21 protein-coding genes are annotated in these 22,106 nt (G+C 65.6%); 13 read left to right on the top strand and 8 right to left on the bottom strand.

Annotation, left to right across the window (positions count from 1 at the left end):
• Positions 1-75: 75 nt before the first annotated feature.
• From FG93_RS06945 to FG93_RS06935, 3 genes are read left to right on the top strand one after another with little or no spacing between them, the layout of a single operon-like run.
• Positions 76-921: an ABC transporter ATP-binding protein gene (locus FG93_RS06945; RefSeq protein WP_043233207.1), complete on the top strand. Its 846-nt coding sequence runs from the start codon at positions 76-78 to the stop codon at positions 919-921.
• 24 nt (positions 922-945) lie between these two features.
• Positions 946-1,626, top strand: a complete 681-nt coding sequence (locus FG93_RS06940; protein WP_043233205.1) for a zinc metallopeptidase — start codon at positions 946-948, stop codon at positions 1,624-1,626.
• Positions 1,627-1,651: 25 nt separating this feature from the next.
• Positions 1,652-2,884: a phenylacetate--CoA ligase family protein gene (locus tag FG93_RS06935; protein ID WP_043233204.1), complete on the top strand. Its 1,233-nt coding sequence runs from the start codon at positions 1,652-1,654 to the stop codon at positions 2,882-2,884.
• A gap of 234 nt (positions 2,885-3,118) precedes the next feature.
• Here FG93_RS06935 and ung read toward each other — a convergent pair whose 3' ends face one another.
• Both ung and FG93_RS06925 read right to left on the bottom strand, forming a co-directional pair.
• On the bottom strand, positions 3,119-3,820 hold the full coding sequence (gene ung / locus FG93_RS06930) for a uracil-DNA glycosylase (protein WP_043233202.1): 702 nt from the start codon (positions 3,818-3,820) through the stop codon (positions 3,119-3,121).
• A complete protein-coding gene (locus FG93_RS06925; protein WP_043233200.1) occupies positions 3,817-5,337 on the bottom strand; it encodes a bifunctional UDP-sugar hydrolase/5'-nucleotidase in 1,521 nt (506 codons plus the stop codon). Before FG93_RS06925 ends, ung begins: the two co-directional genes overlap by 4 nt.
• Before the next feature lie 168 nt (positions 5,338-5,505).
• On the opposite strand from FG93_RS06925, the gene hemH reads away from it, so the two are divergent.
• Complete coding sequence (gene hemH / locus FG93_RS06920; RefSeq protein WP_043233198.1) at positions 5,506-6,570, top strand: ferrochelatase; 1,065 nt, start codon at positions 5,506-5,508, stop codon at positions 6,568-6,570.
• Positions 6,571-6,695: 125 nt separating this feature from the next.
• Here hemH and FG93_RS06915 read toward each other — a convergent pair whose 3' ends face one another.
• Positions 6,696-7,592: an alpha/beta fold hydrolase gene (locus tag FG93_RS06915; protein WP_043233197.1), complete on the bottom strand. Its 897-nt coding sequence runs from the start codon at positions 7,590-7,592 to the stop codon at positions 6,696-6,698.
• Between the two features lie 84 nt (positions 7,593-7,676).
• Between FG93_RS06915 and FG93_RS06910 the strand changes: the two genes are divergently transcribed.
• The 4 genes from FG93_RS06910 to serA all read left to right on the top strand — a co-directional run bounded on the left by FG93_RS06910 (position 7,677) and on the right by serA (position 11,053).
• Positions 7,677-8,135 carry a MarR family winged helix-turn-helix transcriptional regulator gene (locus FG93_RS06910; RefSeq protein WP_043233278.1) on the top strand — a complete coding sequence of 153 codons (459 nt, stop codon included), beginning with the start codon at positions 7,677-7,679 and terminating at the stop codon, positions 8,133-8,135.
• A gap of 126 nt (positions 8,136-8,261) precedes the next feature.
• Positions 8,262-9,242 (top strand): SPFH domain-containing protein, encoded by a 981-nt coding sequence (locus FG93_RS06905; RefSeq protein WP_043233196.1) that lies wholly within the window; start codon positions 8,262-8,264, stop codon positions 9,240-9,242.
• Between the two features lie 10 nt (positions 9,243-9,252).
• Positions 9,253-9,699 (top strand): NfeD family protein, encoded by a 447-nt coding sequence (locus FG93_RS06900; RefSeq protein ID WP_043233277.1) that lies wholly within the window; start codon positions 9,253-9,255, stop codon positions 9,697-9,699.
• Between the two features lie 97 nt (positions 9,700-9,796).
• On the top strand, positions 9,797-11,053 hold the full coding sequence (gene serA / locus FG93_RS06895) for a phosphoglycerate dehydrogenase (RefSeq protein ID WP_043233276.1): 1,257 nt from the start codon (positions 9,797-9,799) through the stop codon (positions 11,051-11,053).
• 13 nt (positions 11,054-11,066) lie between these two features.
• On the opposite strand, the gene FG93_RS06890 is transcribed toward serA, so the two are convergent.
• On the bottom strand, positions 11,067-11,393 hold the full coding sequence (locus tag FG93_RS06890) for a multidrug efflux SMR transporter (RefSeq protein ID WP_043233195.1): 327 nt from the start codon (positions 11,391-11,393) through the stop codon (positions 11,067-11,069).
• Positions 11,390-12,064 carry an FMN-dependent NADH-azoreductase gene (locus tag FG93_RS06885; protein ID WP_052513447.1) on the bottom strand — a complete coding sequence of 225 codons (675 nt, stop codon included), beginning with the start codon at positions 12,062-12,064 and terminating at the stop codon, positions 11,390-11,392. The genes FG93_RS06890 and FG93_RS06885 overlap by 4 nt, the downstream gene beginning before the upstream one ends.
• A 98-nt stretch (positions 12,065-12,162) precedes the next feature.
• On the opposite strand from FG93_RS06885, the gene FG93_RS06875 reads away from it, so the two are divergent.
• Complete coding sequence (locus FG93_RS06875) at positions 12,163-13,050, top strand: LysR family transcriptional regulator (protein WP_348270469.1); 888 nt, start codon at positions 12,163-12,165, stop codon at positions 13,048-13,050.
• A gap of 4 nt (positions 13,051-13,054) precedes the next feature.
• Here the strand turns inward: FG93_RS06875 and FG93_RS06870 are convergent, their stop codons facing one another.
• Positions 13,055-14,029: an SIS domain-containing protein gene (locus FG93_RS06870; RefSeq protein ID WP_052513446.1), complete on the bottom strand. Its 975-nt coding sequence runs from the start codon at positions 14,027-14,029 to the stop codon at positions 13,055-13,057.
• 155 nt (positions 14,030-14,184) lie between these two features.
• On the opposite strand from FG93_RS06870, the gene FG93_RS06865 reads away from it, so the two are divergent.
• The gene (locus tag FG93_RS06865) at positions 14,185-15,729 is read left to right on the top strand and encodes an outer membrane beta-barrel protein (RefSeq protein WP_081881355.1); all 1,545 of its coding nucleotides are present in this window, start codon (positions 14,185-14,187) and stop codon (positions 15,727-15,729) included.
• 99 nt (positions 15,730-15,828) lie between these two features.
• Here FG93_RS06865 and FG93_RS06860 read toward each other — a convergent pair whose 3' ends face one another.
• Positions 15,829-16,707 (bottom strand): UTP--glucose-1-phosphate uridylyltransferase, encoded by an 879-nt coding sequence (locus tag FG93_RS06860; protein ID WP_043233272.1) that lies wholly within the window; start codon positions 16,705-16,707, stop codon positions 15,829-15,831.
• 218 nt (positions 16,708-16,925) lie between these two features.
• On the opposite strand from FG93_RS06860, the gene galE reads away from it, so the two are divergent.
• The 3 genes from galE to FG93_RS06845 all read left to right on the top strand — a co-directional run bounded on the left by galE (position 16,926) and on the right by FG93_RS06845 (position 20,537).
• On the top strand, positions 16,926-17,915 hold the full coding sequence (gene galE / locus FG93_RS06855; protein WP_043233192.1) for a UDP-glucose 4-epimerase GalE: 990 nt from the start codon (positions 16,926-16,928) through the stop codon (positions 17,913-17,915).
• 89 nt (positions 17,916-18,004) lie between these two features.
• Entirely contained in the window at positions 18,005-19,246 is a 1,242-nt protein-coding gene (locus FG93_RS06850; protein WP_043233190.1) for a lytic murein transglycosylase, read from the top strand.
• Positions 19,247-19,304: 58 nt separating this feature from the next.
• Positions 19,305-20,537 (top strand): SGNH family hydrolase, encoded by a 1,233-nt coding sequence (locus FG93_RS06845; RefSeq protein WP_161783785.1) that lies wholly within the window; start codon positions 19,305-19,307, stop codon positions 20,535-20,537.
• Positions 20,538-20,681: 144 nt separating this feature from the next.
• Here FG93_RS06845 and FG93_RS06840 read toward each other — a convergent pair whose 3' ends face one another.
• A complete protein-coding gene (locus tag FG93_RS06840; protein ID WP_043233189.1) occupies positions 20,682-22,103 on the bottom strand; it encodes a glutamate synthase subunit beta in 1,422 nt (473 codons plus the stop codon).
• Positions 22,104-22,106: the final 3 nt, after the last annotated feature.

Below are 22,106 nucleotides of genomic sequence, written 5' to 3'. Positions count from 1 at the left end.
CATCCGTCCTTCCCTTATCCGACCCGGCTACGCCGGATCACCTTCTCGCTCATGGGGAGAAGGAAGGAGCACGAGATGTCGACCGTCACCCTCGAAAAGCCTGCTGCCGCGACCGCGACGGACACCATCCTGTCGCTGAATAATATCGAGGTGATCTACGATCACGTCATCCTGGTGCTCAAGGGCGTCTCCCTTCATGTGCCGCGCAAGGGCATCGTCGCGATCCTCGGCGCCAATGGCGCGGGCAAGACCACGACGTTGAAGGCGATCTCGAACCTGCTCAAGGCCGAGCGCGGCGAGGTCACCAAGGGCTCGATCGTCTTCGATGGCGAGCGGGTCGACCGGATGTCGCCGAACGAACTCGTCCGGCGCGGCTGCATCCAGGTCATGGAGGGCCGCCATTGCTTCGGCCATCTCTCGATCGAGGAGAACCTGCTGACCGGCGCCTTCACCCGGCGCGACGGCAACGCTGCGATCAGGCGTGACCTCGAAAAGATCTACGAGCTGTTCCCGCGCCTGAAGCAGCGGCGCAATTCGCAGGCCGGCTATACCTCGGGCGGCGAGCAGCAGATGTGCGCAGTCGGCCGTGCCATGATGTCGAAGCCCAAGATGATCCTGCTCGATGAGCCGTCGATGGGGCTCGCGCCACAGATCGTCGAGGAGATTTTCGAGATTGTCCGTCGCCTCAATGCGGAAGACGGCGTTTCCTTCCTCGTCGCCGAGCAGAACACGAATATGGCGCTGCGCTACGCAACCTATGGCTACATCATGGAGACCGGCCGTGTCGTCATGGACGGCGAGGCGCAGATGCTGCGCGAAAACGAGGACGTGAAGGAGTTCTATCTGGGCGTGGCCGAGGGCGACAAGAAATCGTTCCGCGACGTCAAGAGCTACAAGCGCCGCAAGCGCTGGCTCTCGTGAGCCGGACAAGGCGGACGCGGTCAGATGCTCTATCTCGTGCTCGCAGTGCTGCTGATCGCGCTGATCTTCGGACCGCAGGCCTGGGTGCGCAGTCAGATGCGCAAGCATGCGGCCGCCCGGCCGGATCTGCCGGGAACCGGAGGCGAGCTTGCCCGGCACCTGCTCGACCGCTTTTCGCTTGGGGCCGTCGCGGTCGAGACCACGGCGTCGGGTGATCACTACGACCCCGATGCGCGTGCGGTCAGGCTCTCGCCTGACAATCACGACGGGCGCTCGATCACGGCCGTCGCGGTGGCGGCGCATGAGGTCGGGCATGCCATCCAGCACGCGCAAGGCAGTTCGCTCCTTGCCTGGCGTACCGCGCTGGCGCGCTTCCTCGGCGTCTTCGACAAGGTCGCGATGGCGATCCTGATCACTGCGCCGCTGGTGATGGCTGTCACCCATGTTCCCGCGATCGGGCTGATGCAGGCCGGTATCGCGATCGCAATGCTCGGCGTCGGCCTCGTCGTGCATCTCGTGACGCTGCCGTTGGAGTTCGACGCCAGCTTCGGCAAGGCACTGCCGATCCTGTCAGGGGACGGCTATCTCGACGGGCGCGACCTGCCGGCAGCGCGCGGAGTGCTGAGGGCGGCCGCCTTTACCTATGTGGCCGGCGCCCTCGTCGGCCTGCTCAATTTCCTGCGCATCCTGCGCATCATCCGCTGAGCCAAGCTCCGCAAGGACAAAAGCGATGAGCGATCATCTCGACGATCTCGAAACCCGCACTTCCGACGCGCGCGAAGCCGATCTCTTCGCGCGATTGAGGCCCGTGCTCGAGGCTGCCTTGTCCGCGCCCGCCTATGCCGAGCGGCTGAAAGGACTCGACCCGGCGGCGATCACCGATCGCAACGCGCTGTCACGCCTGCCGGTGCTCCGCAAGGCCGATCTGCCGGCGCTGCACAGGGGCAACCCACCCTTCGGCGGTTTCGTTCCGGCATCACCCGGGTCCTTTGGCCGGTTGTTCACCTCGCCCGGCCCGATCTTCGAGCCCGAGGGCACGGGAGCTGATCCCTGGGGCGCGGCGCGCGGGCTTTTCGCGGCCGGCTTCCGTCGTGGCGATATCGTCATCAATACCTTCAGCTATCACCTGACGCCGGGTGGTTTCATTATGGATTCCGCTGCACGCGCCCTTGGCTGCGCCGTGATACCGGCGGGGCCGGGCAATACCGAGCAGCAGATGGAGGTGATCTCGGCCTATCGGCCGCAGGCCTATGCCGGCACGCCGGATTTCCTGAAGATCCTGATCGAAGCCGCCGAGGCGCGCGGCGTCGATATCTCCTGTATCAAGCGTGCGGTGGTGTCGGGGGCCGCCTTCCCGCCCTCACTGCAGGCTTGGGTCAAGGAGCGCGGCATCGATGCCTATCAGCTCTATGCCACCGCCGATGTCGGCATCATCGCCTATGAGACATCGGCGCGCGAGGGCATGCTGCTGAACGAGAACCTGATCGTCGAGATCGTGCGGCCGGGCACGGGTGATCCTGTCGCCGAGGGTGAGGTTGGTGAGATCGTCGTCACCAATCTCGATCCGCATCACCCGCAGATCAGGCTGGCAGTCGGGGACCTCACGGCTGTGCTGCCGGGGACAAGCGCCTGCGGACGAAGCAACACACGCATCAAGGGCTGGATGGGGCGCGCCGACCAGACCGCCAAGGTCAAGGGCATGTTCGTGCGCCCCGAGCAGGTTGCCGAGATCGCCAAGCGTCACGCGGAGATCGCCAAGCTCCGACTGGTCATCGGCCGCGCCAATGAGCTCGACACGATGACGCTCAAGGCCGAGATCTATGCCGAACCGGCCGGACTGGTCGATGCGATGTCCTCGACCCTGCAGCAGGTGACGAAGCTCAAGGGAGCGGTGGAGATCCTGCCGCTCGGGGCATTGCCCAATGACGGGAAGGTCATCGCCGACGAGCGGCCGGTGGGGTAGCAGCGGCTCCAGATCCACGACCCCGGCGGATTTTCGCATAGAGCATGCTCTAAACTATTAGATTCGATCACGTTTTCTACGTTTGGACGATTCCGTCCAAACGTAGTGTGATCTAACGCGACGGCCCGGCGTTTCCGGTGCCAGCGTACGGGATAGCTGCACTCCGCTCCTCGGCGGCCGCGTCCGCCGGCACGGGCCGGCGCGCTTTGAAACGATCCTACGGCGTCGCGCCATTCACCAGGCGATCGGCGCCTCGCCCTTCGCTACCAACCACGCATTCGCCCGGCTGAACGGCTTCGATCCGAAGAAGCCTCGCCGCGCCGAAAGCGGCGATGGGTGCGCACTGGTGATCACGTGATGCCGGCGCTCATCGATCAGGCCGCGCTTGGCCTGGGCCGGAGCGCCCCAGAGCAGGAAAACGACATGCGGGCGCGAGGTCGAGACAGCGGTGATGATCGCATCCGTCACCGCGCCCCAGCCGAGCGAGAGATGCGAGCCCGCCTTGCTCGCGCCTTCCCGCACCGTCAGGGCCGTGTTGAGCAGGAGCACGCCCTGTGAGGCCCAGGAGGACAGGTCGCCACTGATCGGTGCGACCTGGCCGAGATCCTCGGCTCGCTCCTTGTAGATATTGACCAGCGAACGTGGCAGCGGCGGCGGGCCGACATAGGAGAAGGCAAGGCCATTGGCATGGCCCGGGGTCGGATAGGGGTCCTGGCCGAGAACGAGCGCCCGCACTGTCTCGAACGGCGTTTCCGCCAGGGCCGCGAGCAGCCGTTCGGGTGCGGGCGCCACGATATGCCCCGCCGCGCGCTCGGCATCGGCAGCCGCGGCTGCCCGCGCTGCTGCACCGCCGGGATGGAAGACAGCGAGTTCGCGCCAGTCCTTGCTTGCCCGACTTGCCAGAAAGCGCGTCAGCGCCGCCGCATAACCACTCACTTCAGGACGGCCCGTCCCTCGACCTTGGCGTCGACCGTGCCGAGCCGGCGCAGATAGACCATGACCTCGTTCGCCATCAGCTTGCCGTCGGTCAGGCCGATCAGCGTCCGGCCGCGGCCGAGCGCAGTGTAGCCGTCGCCGCCATCCAGCATGAAGTTGTTGGAGGCGACCGTGTACTTGCCGGTGGGCTCGATCGGCTTGCCATCGACTGTGACCGCTGTGACGCGCGAGCCTTGCGGCTGCTTGAGATCGGCCTCGAAGCTGAGCCCAGAGACCACAGGGAAACGTCCTGCGCCTTGCGGTGCATCCCTCAGCCCATTCTCGATCGCGTCCTTCACGTCCTTGCCGGTGATCTCGACCATCACGGTGGCGTTGCCGAAAGGCAGTTCGCTCAGCACGTCGCGCCGGGTGACCTTGTGGCCAGCGGGGTATTGCTTGTTGGCGCGGATGCCGCCGGCATTGGTGATGGCGAGCTGAGCGCCGGTCGCAGCGCGGATCGCATCGGCGATCAGGTTGCCGATCGCGGTCTCCTGCGTGCGGATTACGCTGGTGCGGGAATCGAGCGGGGCCGCGAGTGTCGCGATTTCGATGTCGAGTTCCTTGGAAAGCTCGCTCTCGTAGCCTTTGACGATCGCTGCGACCTCCGGATCGGGCGTCGCAGCGCGGGAATCGTTGACCCGGAACGTCGGCGTCCACTCGACACGGCGATTGGTGCCCTCGCCGGTCACCTTCGCGGCGATATCGATGGCGGTGACGTAATTGCCCTCCTCGTTCGATTCCACCATCACGACCTTGCCGTCATAGGCGATGGCGAGGTCGTGGTCGTGCCCGGTCAGCAGGATGTCGACGACGCGCGAGCGCACGATCGCCAAGTCCGTGGCGCGGTCGGCATGGACGACTCCGACGAGGATATCGGCGCCCTGCGACTTCAGCGCCCGCGCTTCGCGCCGCAAGGCCTCCATGGTCGAGGAGAATTTCAGGTCGCCCGGATTGGAGAGCTGCGGGGTTGGATCGTAGGTGGTGCCGATGACGCCGACCTTGATGCCGCCGAGCTCGAAGATCTGCGAGTCCTTGTGGCCGGGCAGCGCATTGCCGGCAGCGTCACGCAGGTTTGCGGCAAAGGTCGGGTAGGTCTGGGCCGCGGTGAGCTTGAGGTAGTTATCCCGGCCGAAGTCGAACTCGTGGTTGCCGGGCACGAAGACGTCGATGCCCATCTTGTTCTGCATCGTGACGATATGGGCGCCCTGGTCGAAGCCCGACATCAGGGAGGGGGAATAGCAGTCGCCCGCGTGGCAGAAGAGGACCGGCACGCCGCGGGCCCGTTCGGCCTTGGCGATGCCAGAGGCGCGGGCGAAGCCGCCGCGGCCCTTGTCGTCGCTCATCTTGTAGATGTCGTTGAGCAGCAGCAGCGTGAAGGCAGGGGCCGGAGCTTGCGCCCTGGCAACCGGCGCGGTGGCGGCAAGTGCGGCCGGGGCGGCAAGGACGCCGAGAGCGCGGCGTCGGGTCAGCTTGGTCATGGAGCAAGGCCCTGTTGAGAAGAAATCCAGATTAGCAAACCGCGTGCCGCTGGCCAGCGGAAACGGTTAGCCGATCATGCAGAGGTGCCGATGTCGCACCCCGGGCGTTGATGGCTGGACGAAAGCTCTAACTCGTCTAAATCACGAAGAAACGAAAGTCCGGGATCGATGACAGTCCAGACCCACTCCGCCGCTGGCCCGCTCTCCGCAAAGCTGCCTTCCGATCACCCGCCCTTGCGCGGCCCGCGCATCGGCGTGCTGCTGATGAATCTCGGCACGCCGGAGGGCACGGGCTACTGGCCGATGCGCGCCTATCTCAAGGAATTCCTGTCCGACCGCAGGGTGATCGAGACCTCGCGCTGGGTTTGGTGGCCGCTGCTCAACCTCATCATCCTGACGACGCGGCCGGGCCGGAAGGGCAAGGATTATGCCTCGATCTGGAACAAGGAGCGCAATGAGGGACCGTTGAAGACGATCACGCGCTCGCAGACCGAGCAACTCGCGGAGCGGCTGAGATCCTTCGCCGGCGAGCGCATCGTCTTCGACTGGGCGATGCGCTACGGCTTTCCCGATGTGAAGAGCCGGCTGAAGGCGCTGCAGGATCAGGGCTGCGACCGCATCCTGATGGTGCCGCTCTACCCGCAATATGCGGCGCCGACCTCGGCGACCGCCTGCGACCAGGCTTTCCGGGCGCTGATGCAAATGCGCTGGCAGCCCGCGGTCAGGGTCGCGCCGCCCTATCATGACGATCCCGTCTATGTCGCGGCGCTTGCCGCCTCGATGCGCACCTCGCTCGCCAGGCTCGATTTCGACCCGGAGGTGATCCTCTGCTCGTTCCATGGCATGCCGAAGGAATATCTGCTCAAGGGCGATCCTTATTACTGCCAGTGCGTCACGACCTGGCGGCTGCTGCGCGATGAACTCGGCCTGCCGGAAGAGCGCTTCCGCCTGACCTTCCAGTCGCGCTTCGGGCCCGATGAGTGGCTGCAGCCCTATACCGACGAGACGGTGAAGGCGCTGGCGGAAGCAGGCACGAAATCGCTCGCTATCGTTGCGCCAGGCTTCTCGGCGGATTGCCTGGAGACCCTGGAAGAGCTCGATGTCGAGAACCGCGAGATCTTTCTGCACAATGGCGGCAAGCAGTTCGCCTACTTGCCGTGCCTGAACGATTCGGATGAGGGGATCAGGGTGATCGAGGCCGTGGTGCGCCGGGAGCTGATGGGCTGGGTGTAGCGCTTTCGCACCGTGCCTCCCGTAGCCATTGCGGCCGCGGTGCAGCCGAGACCTGGATTCGATCCTTCCGGATCGGCGCTGCCAAGGCGCCTTGCCCGGAGTGACGGCGATGCAGGCGCAGAAGCCTAACCGGCCACGAACCGGCTAACGCTTTCGACCACTGCCTTCGCTTGCAGGATGCGGCGGTGGCCGAGCCCCTTCATGGGCTCCAGCGTGACGCAAGGGCCAGCCGCCCCAAGAGCTTCGGCATGGTGGAAGCCCAGTTCCCGGTCGTCGCGGCAATGGATCACCAGCGTCGGCTTGGCGATCGCTGCGAGCTGCTCACGGCCCTCGAAGGCTTCGACCGGGTTGCCGGCAACGACATGGATGCGCCGTTCCAGCGCCGCCTGGCCGCGCCGGCCGAGACCGATCGTCGTGCCGAACTGGCGGGTGATCTCTGTAATCGATGAGGGGGCTGCGATCAGCGCCAGCCGGTTCGCCGTGACTGTGGGCTGCCCCGGAACGGTACGTGCGAGCGCCGCCATGGCGATCGCGCCACCGAAGGAATGGGTCACGATGGCGTGGACCGGTGCGAAGGCGCGCGCGACCGCAGCAAGACTGGCGACACCGAGCGGGATGTTGAGCTCGCTGCCGGTCGAGTCGCCATGGGCGGGCAGATCATAGGCGACGACACGAAAGCCGGCCGCGGTCAGTGGTGCGACGAAGGCGGTCATGAAGGCGGCCTCGCTGGTCCAGCCATGCAGGAGGATCACGGTCGGCGGAGCTGATCCCGACGACTGCTGCCCCTTCGGCTCGAAGAGATAGGCGGTGACCGAGCCACAGGGATAGGGAATGGCGTGGCGTGTCGCGCCGGCCAGCCGCTCGGACGTGGCCTTTGTGGCCGCCTTTCGTTTCGCGGTTCCCTGTTGCCGCCGCTGCGGCGTACAAAAGGCCTTGAAGGCTAGATGCCCGGCCGTCTTCGGTGCAACGAAGCTCGAGAGGCGGATGAGCGGGCGAATGATACGGAGTGCTGAACCGGCCATGGCGCGACCTCTAGTTCGTTCAATGCTGAACAAATATGTTCAACCATGAACAAAAAGCAAGAGCCGATTTCCGCGAACCCCGACATGGCCCAGCCCAAGGACAGGCAGGTACTCCCTTGGGAACTGCCGCGCTTCCATAACTGGATCGCGGTCGCGCGCGTGCATGCGCTCTGGAAGAAGGTGTTCAGCGAGGCGCTTGCGCCGCTCGGCATTCAGCTCGCGCATTATGACGTTCTTGCGAATGTCTTCCATGTACCGGGCCTGACCCAGCAGGCGCTGGCGGAAAAGCTGCTCGTCGGCCGTAGCGCAATGAGCATGCTGTTGCCGGAGCTGGAGCGGCGCGAGCTGATCGAGCGTCGTGGCGATGAGGCTGACCGCCGCGTGCGCCGGCTCTGGCTGACGCCCGAGGGCGAGGCGCTGACGCGCAAGGCGATGGCAATCCATGTCCAGCGCATCGAGGCCATGATGCTGGTGCTCAGCGACGAGGAATGCGCGATGGTCGGCGAGTTGATGCGGCGGGTCTCAAAGGCCCTGGAAGGCTGAGCGATGCAGCCCCCGCTTGCACATGATCGTCGCAATCGTCAGGTTGCGTGCATCGGGGCCTCGGGCCCCTTTTTGAGCGCCGGAGCATGAAACTCCAGGGCGTGACCGGCGGACTGGCGGAGCCAAATGAATCAGATCTTCAGTTTCGACATCGTTGTCGTGATTCTGGTGCTGCTCGTCATCCTGACGATCGCGCTCGGCGTCCGTACCGTTCCGCAGGGCTATAATTATACGATCGAGCGCTTTGGCCGCTATTCTCGCACGCTCGGTGCGGGCCTCGGCCTGATCGTGCCCTATATCGACCGGGTCGGTCACAAGGTGAATGTCATGGAGCAGGTGCTCGACATTCCGAGCCAGGAGGCGATCACCAAGGACAATGCCGGCGTCCGGATCGACGCCGCCGCCTTCTATCAGGTGCTCGACGCGGCCAAGGCCTGCTATGAGGTTTCGTCGCTCGATCAGGCGCTGATGGTGCTGACCATGACCAATATCCGCACGGTCGTCGGCTCGATGGATCTCGACCAGTTGCTGTCGCATCGCGACGAAATCAACGAGCGGTTGCTGCGGGTGATGGATGCCGCGGCTTCGCCCTGGGGCGTCAAGGTCACCCGCATCGAGATCCGGGACATCCTGCCGCCCGCGGATATCGCCGGCGCGATGAACCGGCAGATGAAGGCCGAGCGCGAGAAGCGCGCGGCGGTGCTGGAGGCGGAAGGCCTGCGGCAGGCCGAGATCCTCAAGGCGGAAGGCCAGAAGCAATCGCAGATCCTTGCAGCCGAAGGCCGCAAGGAGGCGGCGTTGCGCGATGCCGAAGCGCGCGAACGGCTGGCCCAGGCCGAGGCGGCTGCGACCGCCATGGTCAGCGAGGCGATCAGCCGCGGCGATATCCAGGCCGCGAACTTCCTGATCGCCGAGCGCTATACCGATGCGCTCAAGGCCATTGCCAGCTCGCAGAACAGCAAGGTGGTGATCGTGCCGATCGAAGCGGCGGCGCTGGCCGGCACCGTCGGCGGCATCGCGCAGCTCACCCGTGCGGTTTTCGGCGAGGAAGCGGTCGAGGCGCGCCGCACAGGCTCGGTCCCTGCCTCCGGCCGGACGGGCGCCTGAGGGTATGACGATGCTGGAATGGTTTGGATCGATCGGTGGCTGGGGCTGGGTCGTGATCGGCCTCGTGCTGATTGGTGGCGAGCTGCTGGCGCCCGGAGTCTTCCTGATCTGGCTCGGCCTCGCCGCGCTGCTGACCGGGCTCGTGGTTGGCCTGACCGGCGTGGGCTGGCAAGGCGCGGCGCTGATCTTCGCGGCCCTGTCCGTCGCCAGTGTCCTTGCGGGGCGGGCCCTGACCAGGCGCAAGTCGGATGAACCCGATGCGGCGCAGGGCCTGAACGATCGCGGGCGTCAGCTGATCGGCAAGGTCTTCAAGCTCGACGCCACCATGACCGGCGGAGAGGGCCGCATCCGCGTCGGCGACTCATCCTGGCGAATCACAGGGCCGGAGCTGCTGGCTGGCTCCGAGGTGCGGGTGGTGCGCGTCGATGGTGCGACGCTGGTGGTCGAGAAGGCCTGAACGCTGCGCCGTCAACTCATCTCGCTGATGCGAAATCGGGGTGCCCATATCGATGCGCGGGGTCTATAGGGAACTCCCGCCGCAAGCGAAGCGCACCATGCCAGACCAGACCGAACGCCTGTCGCTGCCCAAGGACCGGATCCGCGTCCTGCTGCTTGAAGGCATCAATGATTCCGCTGCCGATCTGATGGTCCAGGCCGGCTATACCAACATGACCCGCCTGCCCAAGGCGCTTGACCGCGACGACCTGCTCAAGGCCGTCGAGAAGGTGCATGTGCTCGGCATCCGCTCACGGTCGCAGCTCACGGCCGAGGTCTTCGAGCGCGCAAGCCGCCTCTTTGCCGTCGGCTGCTTCTCGGTCGGGACCAACCAGGTCGACCTCGGGGCAGCCCGCGCGCGTGGGGTCCCGGTTTTCAACGCTCCGTTCTCGAATACCCGCAGCGTCGCCGAGCTCACCATTGGCGAGATCGTCATGCTGCTGCGGCGTATCCCCGACCGGTCGCGCTCGGCGCATGACGGCGGCTGGGACAAGTCGGCCAATGGCAGCTTCGAGGTGCGCGGCAAGACGCTCGGGATCATCGGCTACGGCAATATCGGCAGCCAGCTCTCGACGCTGGCCGAGGCAATGGGCATGCGGGTGCTCTATTTCGATCACACCGACCGGCTGCGCCACGGCAATACGGAACCCGTCGACAGCCTGAAGCAGTTGCTCGCCGCCTGCGACGTGGTCTCGCTGCATGTGCCGGAGACGCCCGCAACCCACAGCATGATCGGCAAGGCCGAGATCGCCGCGATGCGCAAGGGCAGCTATCTCATCAACAATTCGCGCGGCACCGTCGTCGATCTGGATGCGCTGGCCGAGGCGCTGCGCAGCGGCCATCTTGCGGGCGCCGCCGTCGACGTGTTCCCGAAGGAGCCGGCCTCGAACAGCGAGCGCTTCGTCTCGCCATTGCAGGGCCTGCCCAATGTCATCCTGACCCCGCATGTCGGAGGCTCGACCGAGGAGGCACAGGAGCGCATCGGCGCCGAGGTGGCGCGCAAGCTGGTCGATTATTCCGATATCGGTTCGACCGTCGGTGCGGTGAACTTCCCGCAGGTGCAACTGGCGCCGCGGCCGATCGGTACGCGCTTCATCCATGTCCAGCGCAACGAGCCGGGCATGCTGCGACGGCTGAACGACATCTTCGCCCGGCGCGAGGTCAATATCTCCGCCCAGAACTACCAGACCGACGGCGAGATCGGCTATGTCGTGATGGAGGCCGACCGCATCGGTGCCGATGCGGACGCCATCCTGGCCGAGATCAGGGCGCTCGACGGTACGATCCGGGCGCGCCTGCTCTACGAAAGGCAGTGAGCGGGGAACCCGTTCACGCCGTCGTTTTCAGGCCGATGATGCCGGCGAGCACCAGCGCGATCCAGAACAGACGGGCGATCGTGGCCGGCTCGCCGAAGACGAGGATGCCGACGAGCACCGAGCCGAGCGCTCCGATGCCTGTCCAGACCGCATAGGCCGTGCCGAGCGGCAGCACGTCCAGCGCCTTGATCAAAAGCACGACGAAGACGACCAGAAGTGCCATTGAGGCGAGTGCCCATGGCAGGTCGCGAAAGCCGGCGGCCTTCTTCATGCTGAGCGCCCAGGCGACATCGACGATGCCGGAGACGACGAGGGCGATCCAGGCCCAGCCTGTCGTCATGAGGCGCTCCTGAGCCGTTCTCCGCCAACACCGACCGTGGCCGCAAAGCTGGCGGCGATCTCTTCAAGACGGGCATGCGCGCGCGCCTGGCCTTGCGCCACCGCATCGTCAGGGCCGATCGTGGGCCCCTGGCCGACCACGATGGCGTCGCTGAGGCCGATGAAGCCGAGGCCAGCCTTGATGTAGGGCGTCGCGAGATCGGGCCGGCCGCGGCTCGGCCCTTCGCTGTAGTCACCGGCGCTTGCGAGGATGGCGAGCGTCGGGCGCGACCTCAGCAGCGGCCTGTATCCCGTCGCGGGATCGAAGGAAAAGCTAAGTCCCGGCTGGGTGATGAGGTCGATCCAGTGCTTGAGCTTGTAGGGGATGCCGAAATTCCACATCGGCGTCGCGATCAGCACGAGATCGGCTTCGGCGAGACGGGCGATCATCCCTTCGATGACCCGCCAGGCCGCCTGTTCGGGGGCGTCGAGATCGCGCCTTGCGAGGCGGGCATATTTCGCCGCGAGCATGGCGCCGTCGAATTCCGGCAGATCCGCCGTCCAGAGATCGAGCGTATCGACCAAGAGTGTGGGCAGCCTTGCCTGGAGGGAGCCAAGGAAGTGCCGTGCGCTGGAAAGCGAGGCCGAATCCCCCTTTCGCGGGGAAGCCTGGATGAAGAGCAGCCGTGTCATGTGACGCAAACCTCGTAGCGCGAGCGCTCCATCCGGGAGCGAATGCGTGAAGCTTGGATTGCAATGATGCGAATCGAAATGCTTGATACGCGAAATCCATTCGCAGGAATGCGACGACGATTCTGAGCCATGACGATCTCGCCCTGATCCTCGCCATCGCGCGCGCCGGCCGGATGAAGCAGGTGGCCGAGATGCTCCAGACCCATCCGGCGACGGCCTATCGCAGGCTCGGGGCGCTGGAACGCCGCCTCGGCAATCCGCTCTTCGAGCGTGGAGCGGACGGGTATGTCCCGACGGCACGCGCCGAGGAGATCATCCAGCGCGCGGGTGACATCGAGCAGCGGCTGGATGAACTGAACCGGACGGTCGCCGGACGGGACAACCGCCTGCGGGGCACGCTGAAGGTCACGACGGCCGATACGCTCGCCTATATCGTCGCGCCGATCGTGCTCGCCTTCGCCGAAGAGCATCCGCACATGTCGGTTGAGCTGCAATTCTCAAACGCGATGGCCGATATGGCGCGCAACGAGGCCGATGTCGCAATCAGGCCGACGCGCGCTCCGCCGGAGGCCCTGGTCGGGCAGCGGGCCGGGCGCTTTGGCTTTGCAGCCTATTCGGCGAATGGCGATGGCGTTGTGCGAGACATGGCCGAGCTTCTGGCGATACGGCGCTGGATCGGCCTGGCGCCCGCCCTGATGCACGCCCCGGCGGCGCGCTGGCTGCGGGATCACGTCCCGACGGATCGGGTCGGCGCAACCGTGGATTCGTTCTTCGCAGCGGCGGTTGCTGCGCGATCAGGAGCCTTTGCACTTTTGCCGAGCTATCTCGGCGACGAGCCAGCCCTCGGGTTGGCTCGCCTGAGCGAGCCGGTTCCCGAACTTGCATCCGAGATCTGGGTTTTGACCCATCCCGATCTGCGCCATTCGGCGCGGGTCCGAGCCTTCACTCGGCACGCCGCGAAGGAATTGCGCGAGCGGCTGACCTGACAGCTCAGGCGACGCCGAGCGTCAGCAGGTCATGCACATGGACGAGGCCGACCGGACGTGCCCCGATATCCGCAACCACCAACGCCGTGATGCGCAGCCGGTTGACCATCTCGAGGGCCTCGACGGCCAGCGCGTCAGGCGCGATGCGGCGCGGGGATGGGCTCATCACGTCGCGGGCGCGCAAGGCGGTCGGGCCGCCGGAGCCGAGCTTGCGGCGCAGATCTCCATCGGTGACGATCCCGGCGAGTCGCCCTTCGAGATCGGTGACGATCGCGCAGCCAAAACCCTTGGCCGAGATCATCGCGATCACATCCGGCAGCGCGGTGTTGAGGCCGACGCGGGGGAGAGCCTCGCCACGATGCATGATGCTCTCGACCGTCTTGAGCTGCGCGCCGAGCTTGCCGCCGGGGTGATAGACAAAGAAGTCCTGGCGCGAAAAGCCACGGGCCTCGAGCAGCGCGATCGCGAGCGCATCCCCAAGCGCGATCTGCATTGTCGTCGAGGTCGTCGGGGCGAGTCCGTTCGGGCAGGCTTCCTCCGCCTTCGGGATCACGAGGGCAATGTCGGCCTCGCGGCCAAGCGCGCTCTCGGCATTCGCGGTCAGGGCAATCAGGCCGACACGGAAACGGCGGGTATAGGCGACGATGGCGGAAAGTTCTGCTGCCTCTCCCGACCAGGAGAGCGCAATGACGACGTCCTCAGGCTGGACCATGCCGAGATCGCCATGGCTCGCTTCGGCCGGATGAACGAAATGTGCGGGTGTTCCGGTCGAGGCCAAGGTCGCCGCGAGCTTGCGCCCGACATGGCCCGATTTGCCCATGCCGGTGACGACGACACGCCCGGAGGCGGCGCGGATCAACTCCACGGCGGCGGCAAAGGGCTCGCCCAGGCCATTGGCGAGCGCGGTATGAAGCGTATCGAGCCCGGTGCGCTCGGTCGCGATGGTGCGGAGCGCCGAGGCGCGGATATCGGCTGTCATGGCTGGGGCGTCTAGCACAGGCAGGGCAGGGAATTCCACCGCCAAGCCTCGCGGCTGGACTACATTGACGGCACGTTAACCCTCTTCGTTCTAACTCCGTTAACCATGCGCGCCATCCGGGCGCGTCTTGGCTTGTTCCGGAGTTCGCTCTCCTCGTGTCCCGTCGCGTCACGACCGTGCTTTTAACAGGCGTTGCGGCAGCAGGCCTTGCGGCGGCATGGCCTGCAATCGATGAGGCATGGGCGCAACAGGCACGGGCTCCGAACCTGCGCAGCACCGTGCCCGCCTATGTCGCCCAGGCCCAGCCAACCCCCGATCCGGCACAGCAGAACGCGACCTCGCCGATTCCCGAGGCAGTGCGTGATCCGGCCGCCCTGATCCAGAACCAGCCTTCGACGATTTCCAATCGTGCGCCGCTGCGCGCCAGCCGCCCGGTCCAGGCGCCAGGCCTGCGCGGCGTCACGCAGCGCCAGTTCCGTGCGCCGCAACCGGCCGTTTCGACATTGCCGCCACCAAGCCCGGCGGCTCCGCCGCCGCTGCGGCGGCGCTCGCTTGTCGAGGAAGACCCCTACGCGCCGCTGGGACTCAGGCTTGGCAATGTCACCCTGACCCCGGCGACGACGAATTCAGTTGGCTATGACAGCAATCCGCAGCGCATCGCCGGCCCCAGTCAGGGCTCAGGCTTTGCCCGTTATGAAGGTGAGCTCGGCATCCGGTCGGACTGGAACGTGCATCAGTTGAGGGGCAGGTTGCGCGGCGCCTATTCCGAGTATTTCCGCGACGGCGAAGCCTCGCGCCCGGATGGCGAGGGGGCGCTTGATCTCCGGCTCGATGCCGCCCGCGATACCCGGATACTGCTCGAAAGTCGCTTCAGGCTCGATACGCAGCGTCCCGGCTCGCCGGATCTCGATGCGCCGGTCGTCGGCCGGCCGCTGACCTATTTCTATGGCGGCTCGGCCGGTGTCACGCATGACATCAACCGTCTGCAACTGACGCTGCGGGGTTCGGTCGACCGCCAGGACTACGAGGACGCGAAGCTGATCAGCGGCGCCACCCTGAGCCAGGCCGACCGCAACCAGACACAGTACGGCTTGCGGCTGCGGGCCGGCTATGAGCTGACGCCGGGCTTCAGGCCTTTCATCCAGGGCGAGATCGACACGCGCCAGTACGACCAGCGGGTGGATTCCAATGGATTTGAGCGCTCTTCGAACGGACACACCGCCAGTGTCGGCTCCACCTTCGAAATCAGCCGGCTGGTCACGGGTGAAGTCTCGGTCGGCTATCAGGACCGGGCCTATGAGGATCCCCGGCTGAAAAACCTGCGCGGCATGGTTGGCGATGCCGCGATCCTGTGGACGCCGACGCCTCTGACGACGGTGACGCTGCGCGGCACTTCTGAACTTGGCGACACGACGATTGCGGGCAGCAGCGGCACCTGGGCGCGCCGGATCAATCTCGAAGTTGCTCATGCCTTGCGCCGCAATCTGACGGTGACCGGCTTCACCACCTTCGGTCGCACCACCTATGAGGGGCAGGGGCTGCGCGAGGACTATACGGCCATCGGCGCCCGGCTCGAATACAAGCTGACGCGGACCTTCGCCGTGCGGGCGAGTTTCACCCATGAGCGCCTGAACTCGACTGCGCCGAGCTCGGACTACACGGCCAATGTCGCGCAGGTCGGCCTGCGGCTGCAGTTCTGAACCAAGCTTGGCATGATGGTCGGCTCTGAGCCGACCATCTCATCGTCTCCCGATTCCCGGGCCGGCCCTGGGCCTGACCCGGGAATGGCCGTGCAACGGCTAGGCCTCAAGCAGCCGGTCGATTTCCGCGCGCAACTGCGGGCCAAGGTCGCCGCGCTGGAGCGCATAGGCGATGTTGGCGGTCAGGAAGCCGAGCTTCGAACCGGTGTCGTAGATGTCCCCATCGAAGCGAACCGCGTAGAAGGGCTCCTGGCGGGACAGCGCGATCATCGAATCGGTGAGCTGGATTTCGCCGCCGGCGCCCTTTTCCTGGTTGGCGAGCAGATTGAAGATCGTCGGCTGCAGGATGTAGCGGCCGGTGATGTGGAGATTCGAGGGGGCTGTGCCCTTTGCCGGCTTCTCGACCATCTTGGTGATCTTCGAGACCTTGGCCTTCACGTCCTCGACGCCGACGATCCCGTATTGGTGGGTCTGGTCGTCCGGCACGGGTGCCACCGCCATGTGGTTGCCTCCATGCTTCTCGAAGGCGTCGATCATCTCGGCGAGGCAGCCCTTGCCGAGGCTGTGGTGGAGCATGTCGGGCAGCAGCAAGGCGAAGGGCTCGTCACCAATGACGTCGCGCGCACACCAGACGGCGTGACCAAGGCCGAGCGGAGCCTGCTGACGGAGGAAGCTCGCGGCGCCCGCCGGCGGCAGGTCGGCCTTGAGCGCCTCCAGCTCCTTCATCTTGCCGCGCTTGGCCAGCGTGTCGTCGAGCTCATAGGCCAGATCGAAATGGTCTTCGATCACGCCTTTGTTGCGGCCGGTGACGAAGACGAAATGCTCGATGCCGGCTGCCCTGGCCTCGTCGACGACATGCTGGACGACCGGACGGTCGACGATGGTCAGCATTTCCTTGGGGACCGCCTTGGTGGCGGGAAGGAAGCGGGTACCAAGGCCCGCGACAGGAAGGACGGCCTTGCGGATGCGTTTCGTCATGAAAAACCCATTTCGCGCACCGAGCTTGGTGCGCCTGCGTCGGAAGGGCAAAGGGTAGGAAGCCGGCGTGCCCCGATCAATGCCAGCTGTTGCCAAGCTGTCGCGCAATTCTGGCGAAAGGCGGGCCAGCCCGTTCGTGATACCAATCGGCGCTTGATGCGTCGTCAATCCTTTTTGCTTATGGCCTATGCCAGAGCGATGACAATCGGAGGCGATACATGACGATTCTGGTCTCGGGCGGCGCCGGCTATATCGGCAGCCATATGGTGCTGGAGCTGCTCGATCGCGGCGAGAAGGTGGTCGTACTCGACGATCTCTCGACTGGTTTCTGGTGGGCCGTGCCACCGGAAGCGACATTCGTCCAAGGCGATATGGGCGATCAGGCTCTGGTCGAGCGCGTCATCACCGAGCATGGCATCACCGAGATCGCGCATTTTGCCGCCAAGATCGTGGTGCCCGATTCGGTATCCGATCCGCTGGGTTACTATCTCAACAATACCGTGAAGACGCGGGCCCTGCTCGAGAGCGCAGTGCGTGGTGGCGTCAAGCACGTGATCTTCTCCTCGACGGCAGCAGTCTATGGCGAGCCGGCTGTCAGCCCCGTGCCCGAGGAGATCGGGCTTGCGCCGATCAATCCCTATGGCCGCTCCAAGCTGATGAGCGAGTGGATGCTGGGCGATGTCGCGCGTGCGCACGGCCTGACCTATGTCGCACTGCGCTATTTCAACGTGGCCGGAGCCGATCCGCGCGGCCGCTCCGGGCAGTCCTCGGCGAACGCCACGCATCTGATCAAGGTCGCGAGCCAGGCAGCGCTCGGCCAGCGCGCCGGGCTCGAGATCTTCGGCACGGACTATCCGACGCCCGACGGCACCTGCGTGCGCGACTACATCCACGTCACCGACCTGGCGCGGGCGCATCTGGCGGCGCTCGATCATTTGCGCAATGATGGCGGCAGCCTGACACTGAACTGCGGCTATGGCCGTGGCTATTCGGTGAAGGAGGTCGTCGAGGTGGTGAAGCAGGTGTCGGGGAAGGATTTCCCGGTCAAGCTCTCGCCACGCCGCGCCGGCGATCCGGCGTCCCTGGTTGCCAAGGCTGACCGCATCCGCGCCGAACTCGGGTGGCAGCCCGAACATGACGATCTGACGCAGATCGTGACGCAAGCCCTGGCCTGGGAAGAGGTGCTGCGGACCCGAAACGCGCGCTGAATGCGTTACGTTAACCCATGGTTAACCTTGTTCGGGCGCTGTTGCTGAACTCGTTTATCTCCAGCCTGTCCTAGCAAGGTTTTTTGCCCATGCGCCGCCTGTCTCTCGTCCTCGCCGTGGCCGCAGCCAGCCTCGCCCCGGCGCTGGCACAGACGACAGGCTCGATCAACGCCTCGGCGCGCTCGCACAGCACGAATGCGGCGACCGCCGGGCAGGGCCAGGCGTCCTTCGACGCATTCCTGCAGCAGCTCTGGCCGCAGGCGCAGGCGCGTGGCATCTCGCGCAAGACCTTCGATCTCGCCCTTCGTGGGGTGACGCCGGACGCCTCGATCGTCGTACTGACGAAGAAGCAATCGGAGTTTTCGGCGCCGATCTGGACCTATCTCAACAACGCTGTCGGTGGCACGCGGATTGCGCGCGGGCGTGACGCTGCCGCCGACAATGCAAGCACGCTTGCCCAGGTCGAGGCGCGCTATGGCGTGCCCAAGGAGATCGTGCTCGGCGTCTGGGGCATGGAAACCAATTACGGTTCGTTCAAGGGCGACAAGGATACGATCCGCTCGCTCGCGACGCTCGCCCATATCGGCTACCGCGGCGACTTCTTCCGCGACGAACTGCTGACGGCGCTCGAACTGATCGAGAAGGGCCATGTCGAACGTGGCGAACTGCGGGGCTCCTGGGCCGGTGCGATGGGCCACACCCAGTTCATGCCGTCGAGCTACATGAAATACGCCGTCGACTTCACCGGAGACGGGCATGCCGATATCTGGGCCTCGACCAGCGACGCGCTGGCCTCGACCGCGAACTACCTCAAGGGTTATGGCTGGGTGCCGGGCTTGCCTTGGGGCATGGAAGTGAAGCTGCCGGATAATTTCGATCACCGCATCAACAAGGCGAGCTTCTCGGCCTTCAACGCGGCCGGGGTCAGGCGTGCCGACGGGCGGGCGCTACCCGCCTCGGGTGAGGCGCGGCTGTTCTTTCCTGCCGGCTATCGCGGCCCGGTCCTGCTGCTGACCGCGAATTTCGACGTCATCAAGAAATACAACTCCTCCGACGCCTACGCCCTTGCGGTCGGCCACCTTGGCGACCGGATCGCGGGGCGCCACGCAATCCTGGCCGACTGGCCGGTCTCCGCGCCGCGGCTGGACATGGCCGCAACCAAGGATCTGCAGCGGCGGCTGAAGGTGCTTGGCTTCTACGACCAGGATGCCGATGGGCGCATCGGCACCGGCACACGCGAGGCGGTGCGCCAGTACCAGCTGAGTGCCGGCCAGATCGCCGATGGCTACCCGACGCCGGCGCTTCTGGCGCGATTGCGGGGCGCGCGCTGACTCCGGGCTCCGACCGGGGTATGATGCCGCCGTCGGCCGGCGTAGCAACGAGAGCGCCATGCGTCTGCGTTCACTTTTGATGGTTCTGGGGGCTGCCCTGCTCCTGCTGCTGACCGGCGGGCCGTCCTCGTTTGCCGAGAACGACACGATGCTGACGCGTGATCCCACGCTGCAGCGTGGTCGCGGGTTCGTTTTCCCCTTCAGCCGCCTTCAGGTGCAGCCCCGGCCCGTGCCTCAGCGCCAGCGTGTGGCGCCGACGCAGGCACGCAGGACGTCTCCGGTGGTGGTGCGCGACGATCCCGTGATCCCCAGGGTCGATGTCAGCCACGATATTGTCGTGCTGGGGGATTCGCTTGCCGATCTCGTGGTCGGCGGGCTCGACGAGGCCTTGAATGATCGTCCCGACGTCGCAGTGATGCGCAAGACAAAGCTCGAGTCCGGTCTTGTGCGCACCGATTTCTACGATTGGCCCAAGGCGGTCACCGATCTGCTGGCCAGCGACCAGAAGATCGCCGTTGCGGTGATGTTGCTCGGCCTCAACGACCGGCAAGCGATCCGAGAAGGCGAGACCATTCATGAGCCGCTGAGCGAGCGCTGGCTGGAACTCTATCGAGATCGGGTCGACGCTATCGCCGGAGCTTTTGCGGCGAAACGCATCCCCTTGCTCTGGGTCAGCCTCCCACCCGTCCAGAATTCACGCCTCACCGCCGATTATGTCATTCTCAACGACGTCTATCGGCAGCGTGTCGAGCGGGCCGGCGGCCAGTACATCGATCTGTGGGGCGGTTATGTCGATGCTGAGAACCGCTACACGGCGATGGGACCGGACGTATCCGGGCAGACGACGCGATTGCGCACCGCTGACGGCATCCACTTCACCAAGGCGGGCGCACGCAAGGCCGCTCACTTCATCGATGTGGTGATCCGCCGCCTGATCGAGGGGCGGCCGGATCAGGGCATGATCGCGCTTCCGGTCGCACCCGAGACCGGGGCTCCGAGCAATCCGGAACTGCAGGCCGGCGGGATCGAACGCCTGATCGACCGCATGGTTCAGGGATTGCCCGAACTCGGCGGGCTTGGTGCAGCGCTGCAGGCAAAGCCGCTGGCCGGGCCGATCATGCCGCTAACCGGGTTGTCTCCCAACGGCGACCGGGCACTGCTCGCGTCGATCCAGGAGGCGCGAGGACGTGGCGACCTCGCTGCCCAGCTCGATCGCGTGTTCGGCGATGGTGTCGCGAGTGAACCGAAGCCGGGACGCATCGACGATTACCGCTGGCCGCGCCGGAACTGACCAGAACCGACACGAATATCCCTCTCCCCTTGGAAAGAGGGTGAACCCGGCGACGCCGAGACGGGCGAGGGGCCGTTCGGCCACCCGCTTCCCTCATGCGCGCCTGATGCGGGCACCGTCCCCCGAGCGGGAGAAGGATTCTGCTCATCGCGGCAGGATGGTCTCGCCCATCAGGTGCTTGTCGATGGAATGGGCCATCTGGCGGCCCTCCCGGATCGCCCAGACGACCAGCGACTGGCCGCGGCGCATGTCGCCGGCGACAAACACCTTCTCGACCGAAGTCTTGTAGGCGAGCGTGTTGGCCTCGACATTGCCGCGCTTGTCGAGCGTGACGCCGAGCGTCTCGATCAGCCCCTCGCTGACCGGCGAGACGAAGCCCATCGCGAGCAGGACGAGATCGGCCCTGAGGTCGAACTCGGTGCCCGGGATCGGCTTCAGCGCATTGTCGACGCGGGCGCAGTTCAGCCGGCGGACCCGGCCGTTCTCGCCGGTGAACTTCAGCGTGGTGATGGCAAAGTCGCGCTCGGCACCCTCCTCGTGGCTGGAGGAGGTGCGCAGCTTGAGCGGCCAGTTCGGCCAGGTCAGCGCCTTGTTTTCCTTCTCCGGCGGCTGCGGCATGATCTCGATCTGCGTCACCGAGAGCGCACCCTGGCGCACCGAAGTGCCGATGCAGTCGGAACCGGTATCGCCGCCGCCGATGACCACGACATGCTTGCCTGTCGCCAGGATCTCCGCACCGTTGCCGTTTGCGGCCTCGCCGCCGACGCGACGGTTCTGCTGCGGCAGGAAATCCATGGCGAACTGGATGCCGGAAAGCTCGCGCCCCTCGATCGGCAGATCACGCGGCTTCTCGGCGCCACCGGTCAGGCCGACGGCGTCATAGCGTGCGAGCAATTCGGCCGGCTCGATATCGACGCCGACATTGGTGTTGTAGTGGAAGACGACGCCTTCGGCCTCCATCTGGCGGACACGTCGCTCGACATGGGACTTCTCCATCTTGAAGTCCGGAATGCCGTAGCGCAGCAGGCCACCGGCGCGGGCCTGACGCTCATAGAGATGCACCTCATGGCCGACACGGGCGAGCTGCTGGGCCGCTGAGAGGCCCGCCGGACCGGAGCCGATGATGGCGATCTTCCTGCCGGTCTTGGCTCGCGGCAGCTCGGGAATAATCCAGCCTTCCTGCCAGCCCTTGTCGACGATCGCACATTCGATCGATTTGATGGTGACGGGCGTGTCCTCGAGATTCAGAGTGCAGGACGCCTCGCAGGGGGCAGGGCAGACCCGGCCGGTGAACTCCGGGAAGTTGTTGGTCGAGTGCAGGTTGTCCAGGGCCTCACGCCACTTGTCGTTGTAGACGAGGTCGTTCCAGTCCGGGATCTGGTTGTTGACCGGACAGCCGTTGTGACAATACGGGATGCCGCAATTCATGCAGCGCGCCGCCTGGTCGCGGGTCGCCTCCGCGCCGAGCGGAATGACGAATTCCTTGTAGTTCCTGATCCGGTCCGAAGCCGGAATGTACTTCCGGTCGCGACGGTCGATCTCGAGGAAGCCGGTTACCTTGCCCATCGT

The organism is Allobosea sp. LC85 (assembly GCF_000735605.1).
Taxonomy (GTDB): Bacteria; Pseudomonadota; Alphaproteobacteria; order Rhizobiales; family Beijerinckiaceae; genus Allobosea.
Note: the sequence above shows the minus strand (reverse complement) of the source record. Positions and strands in the feature narration are given on the sequence as shown.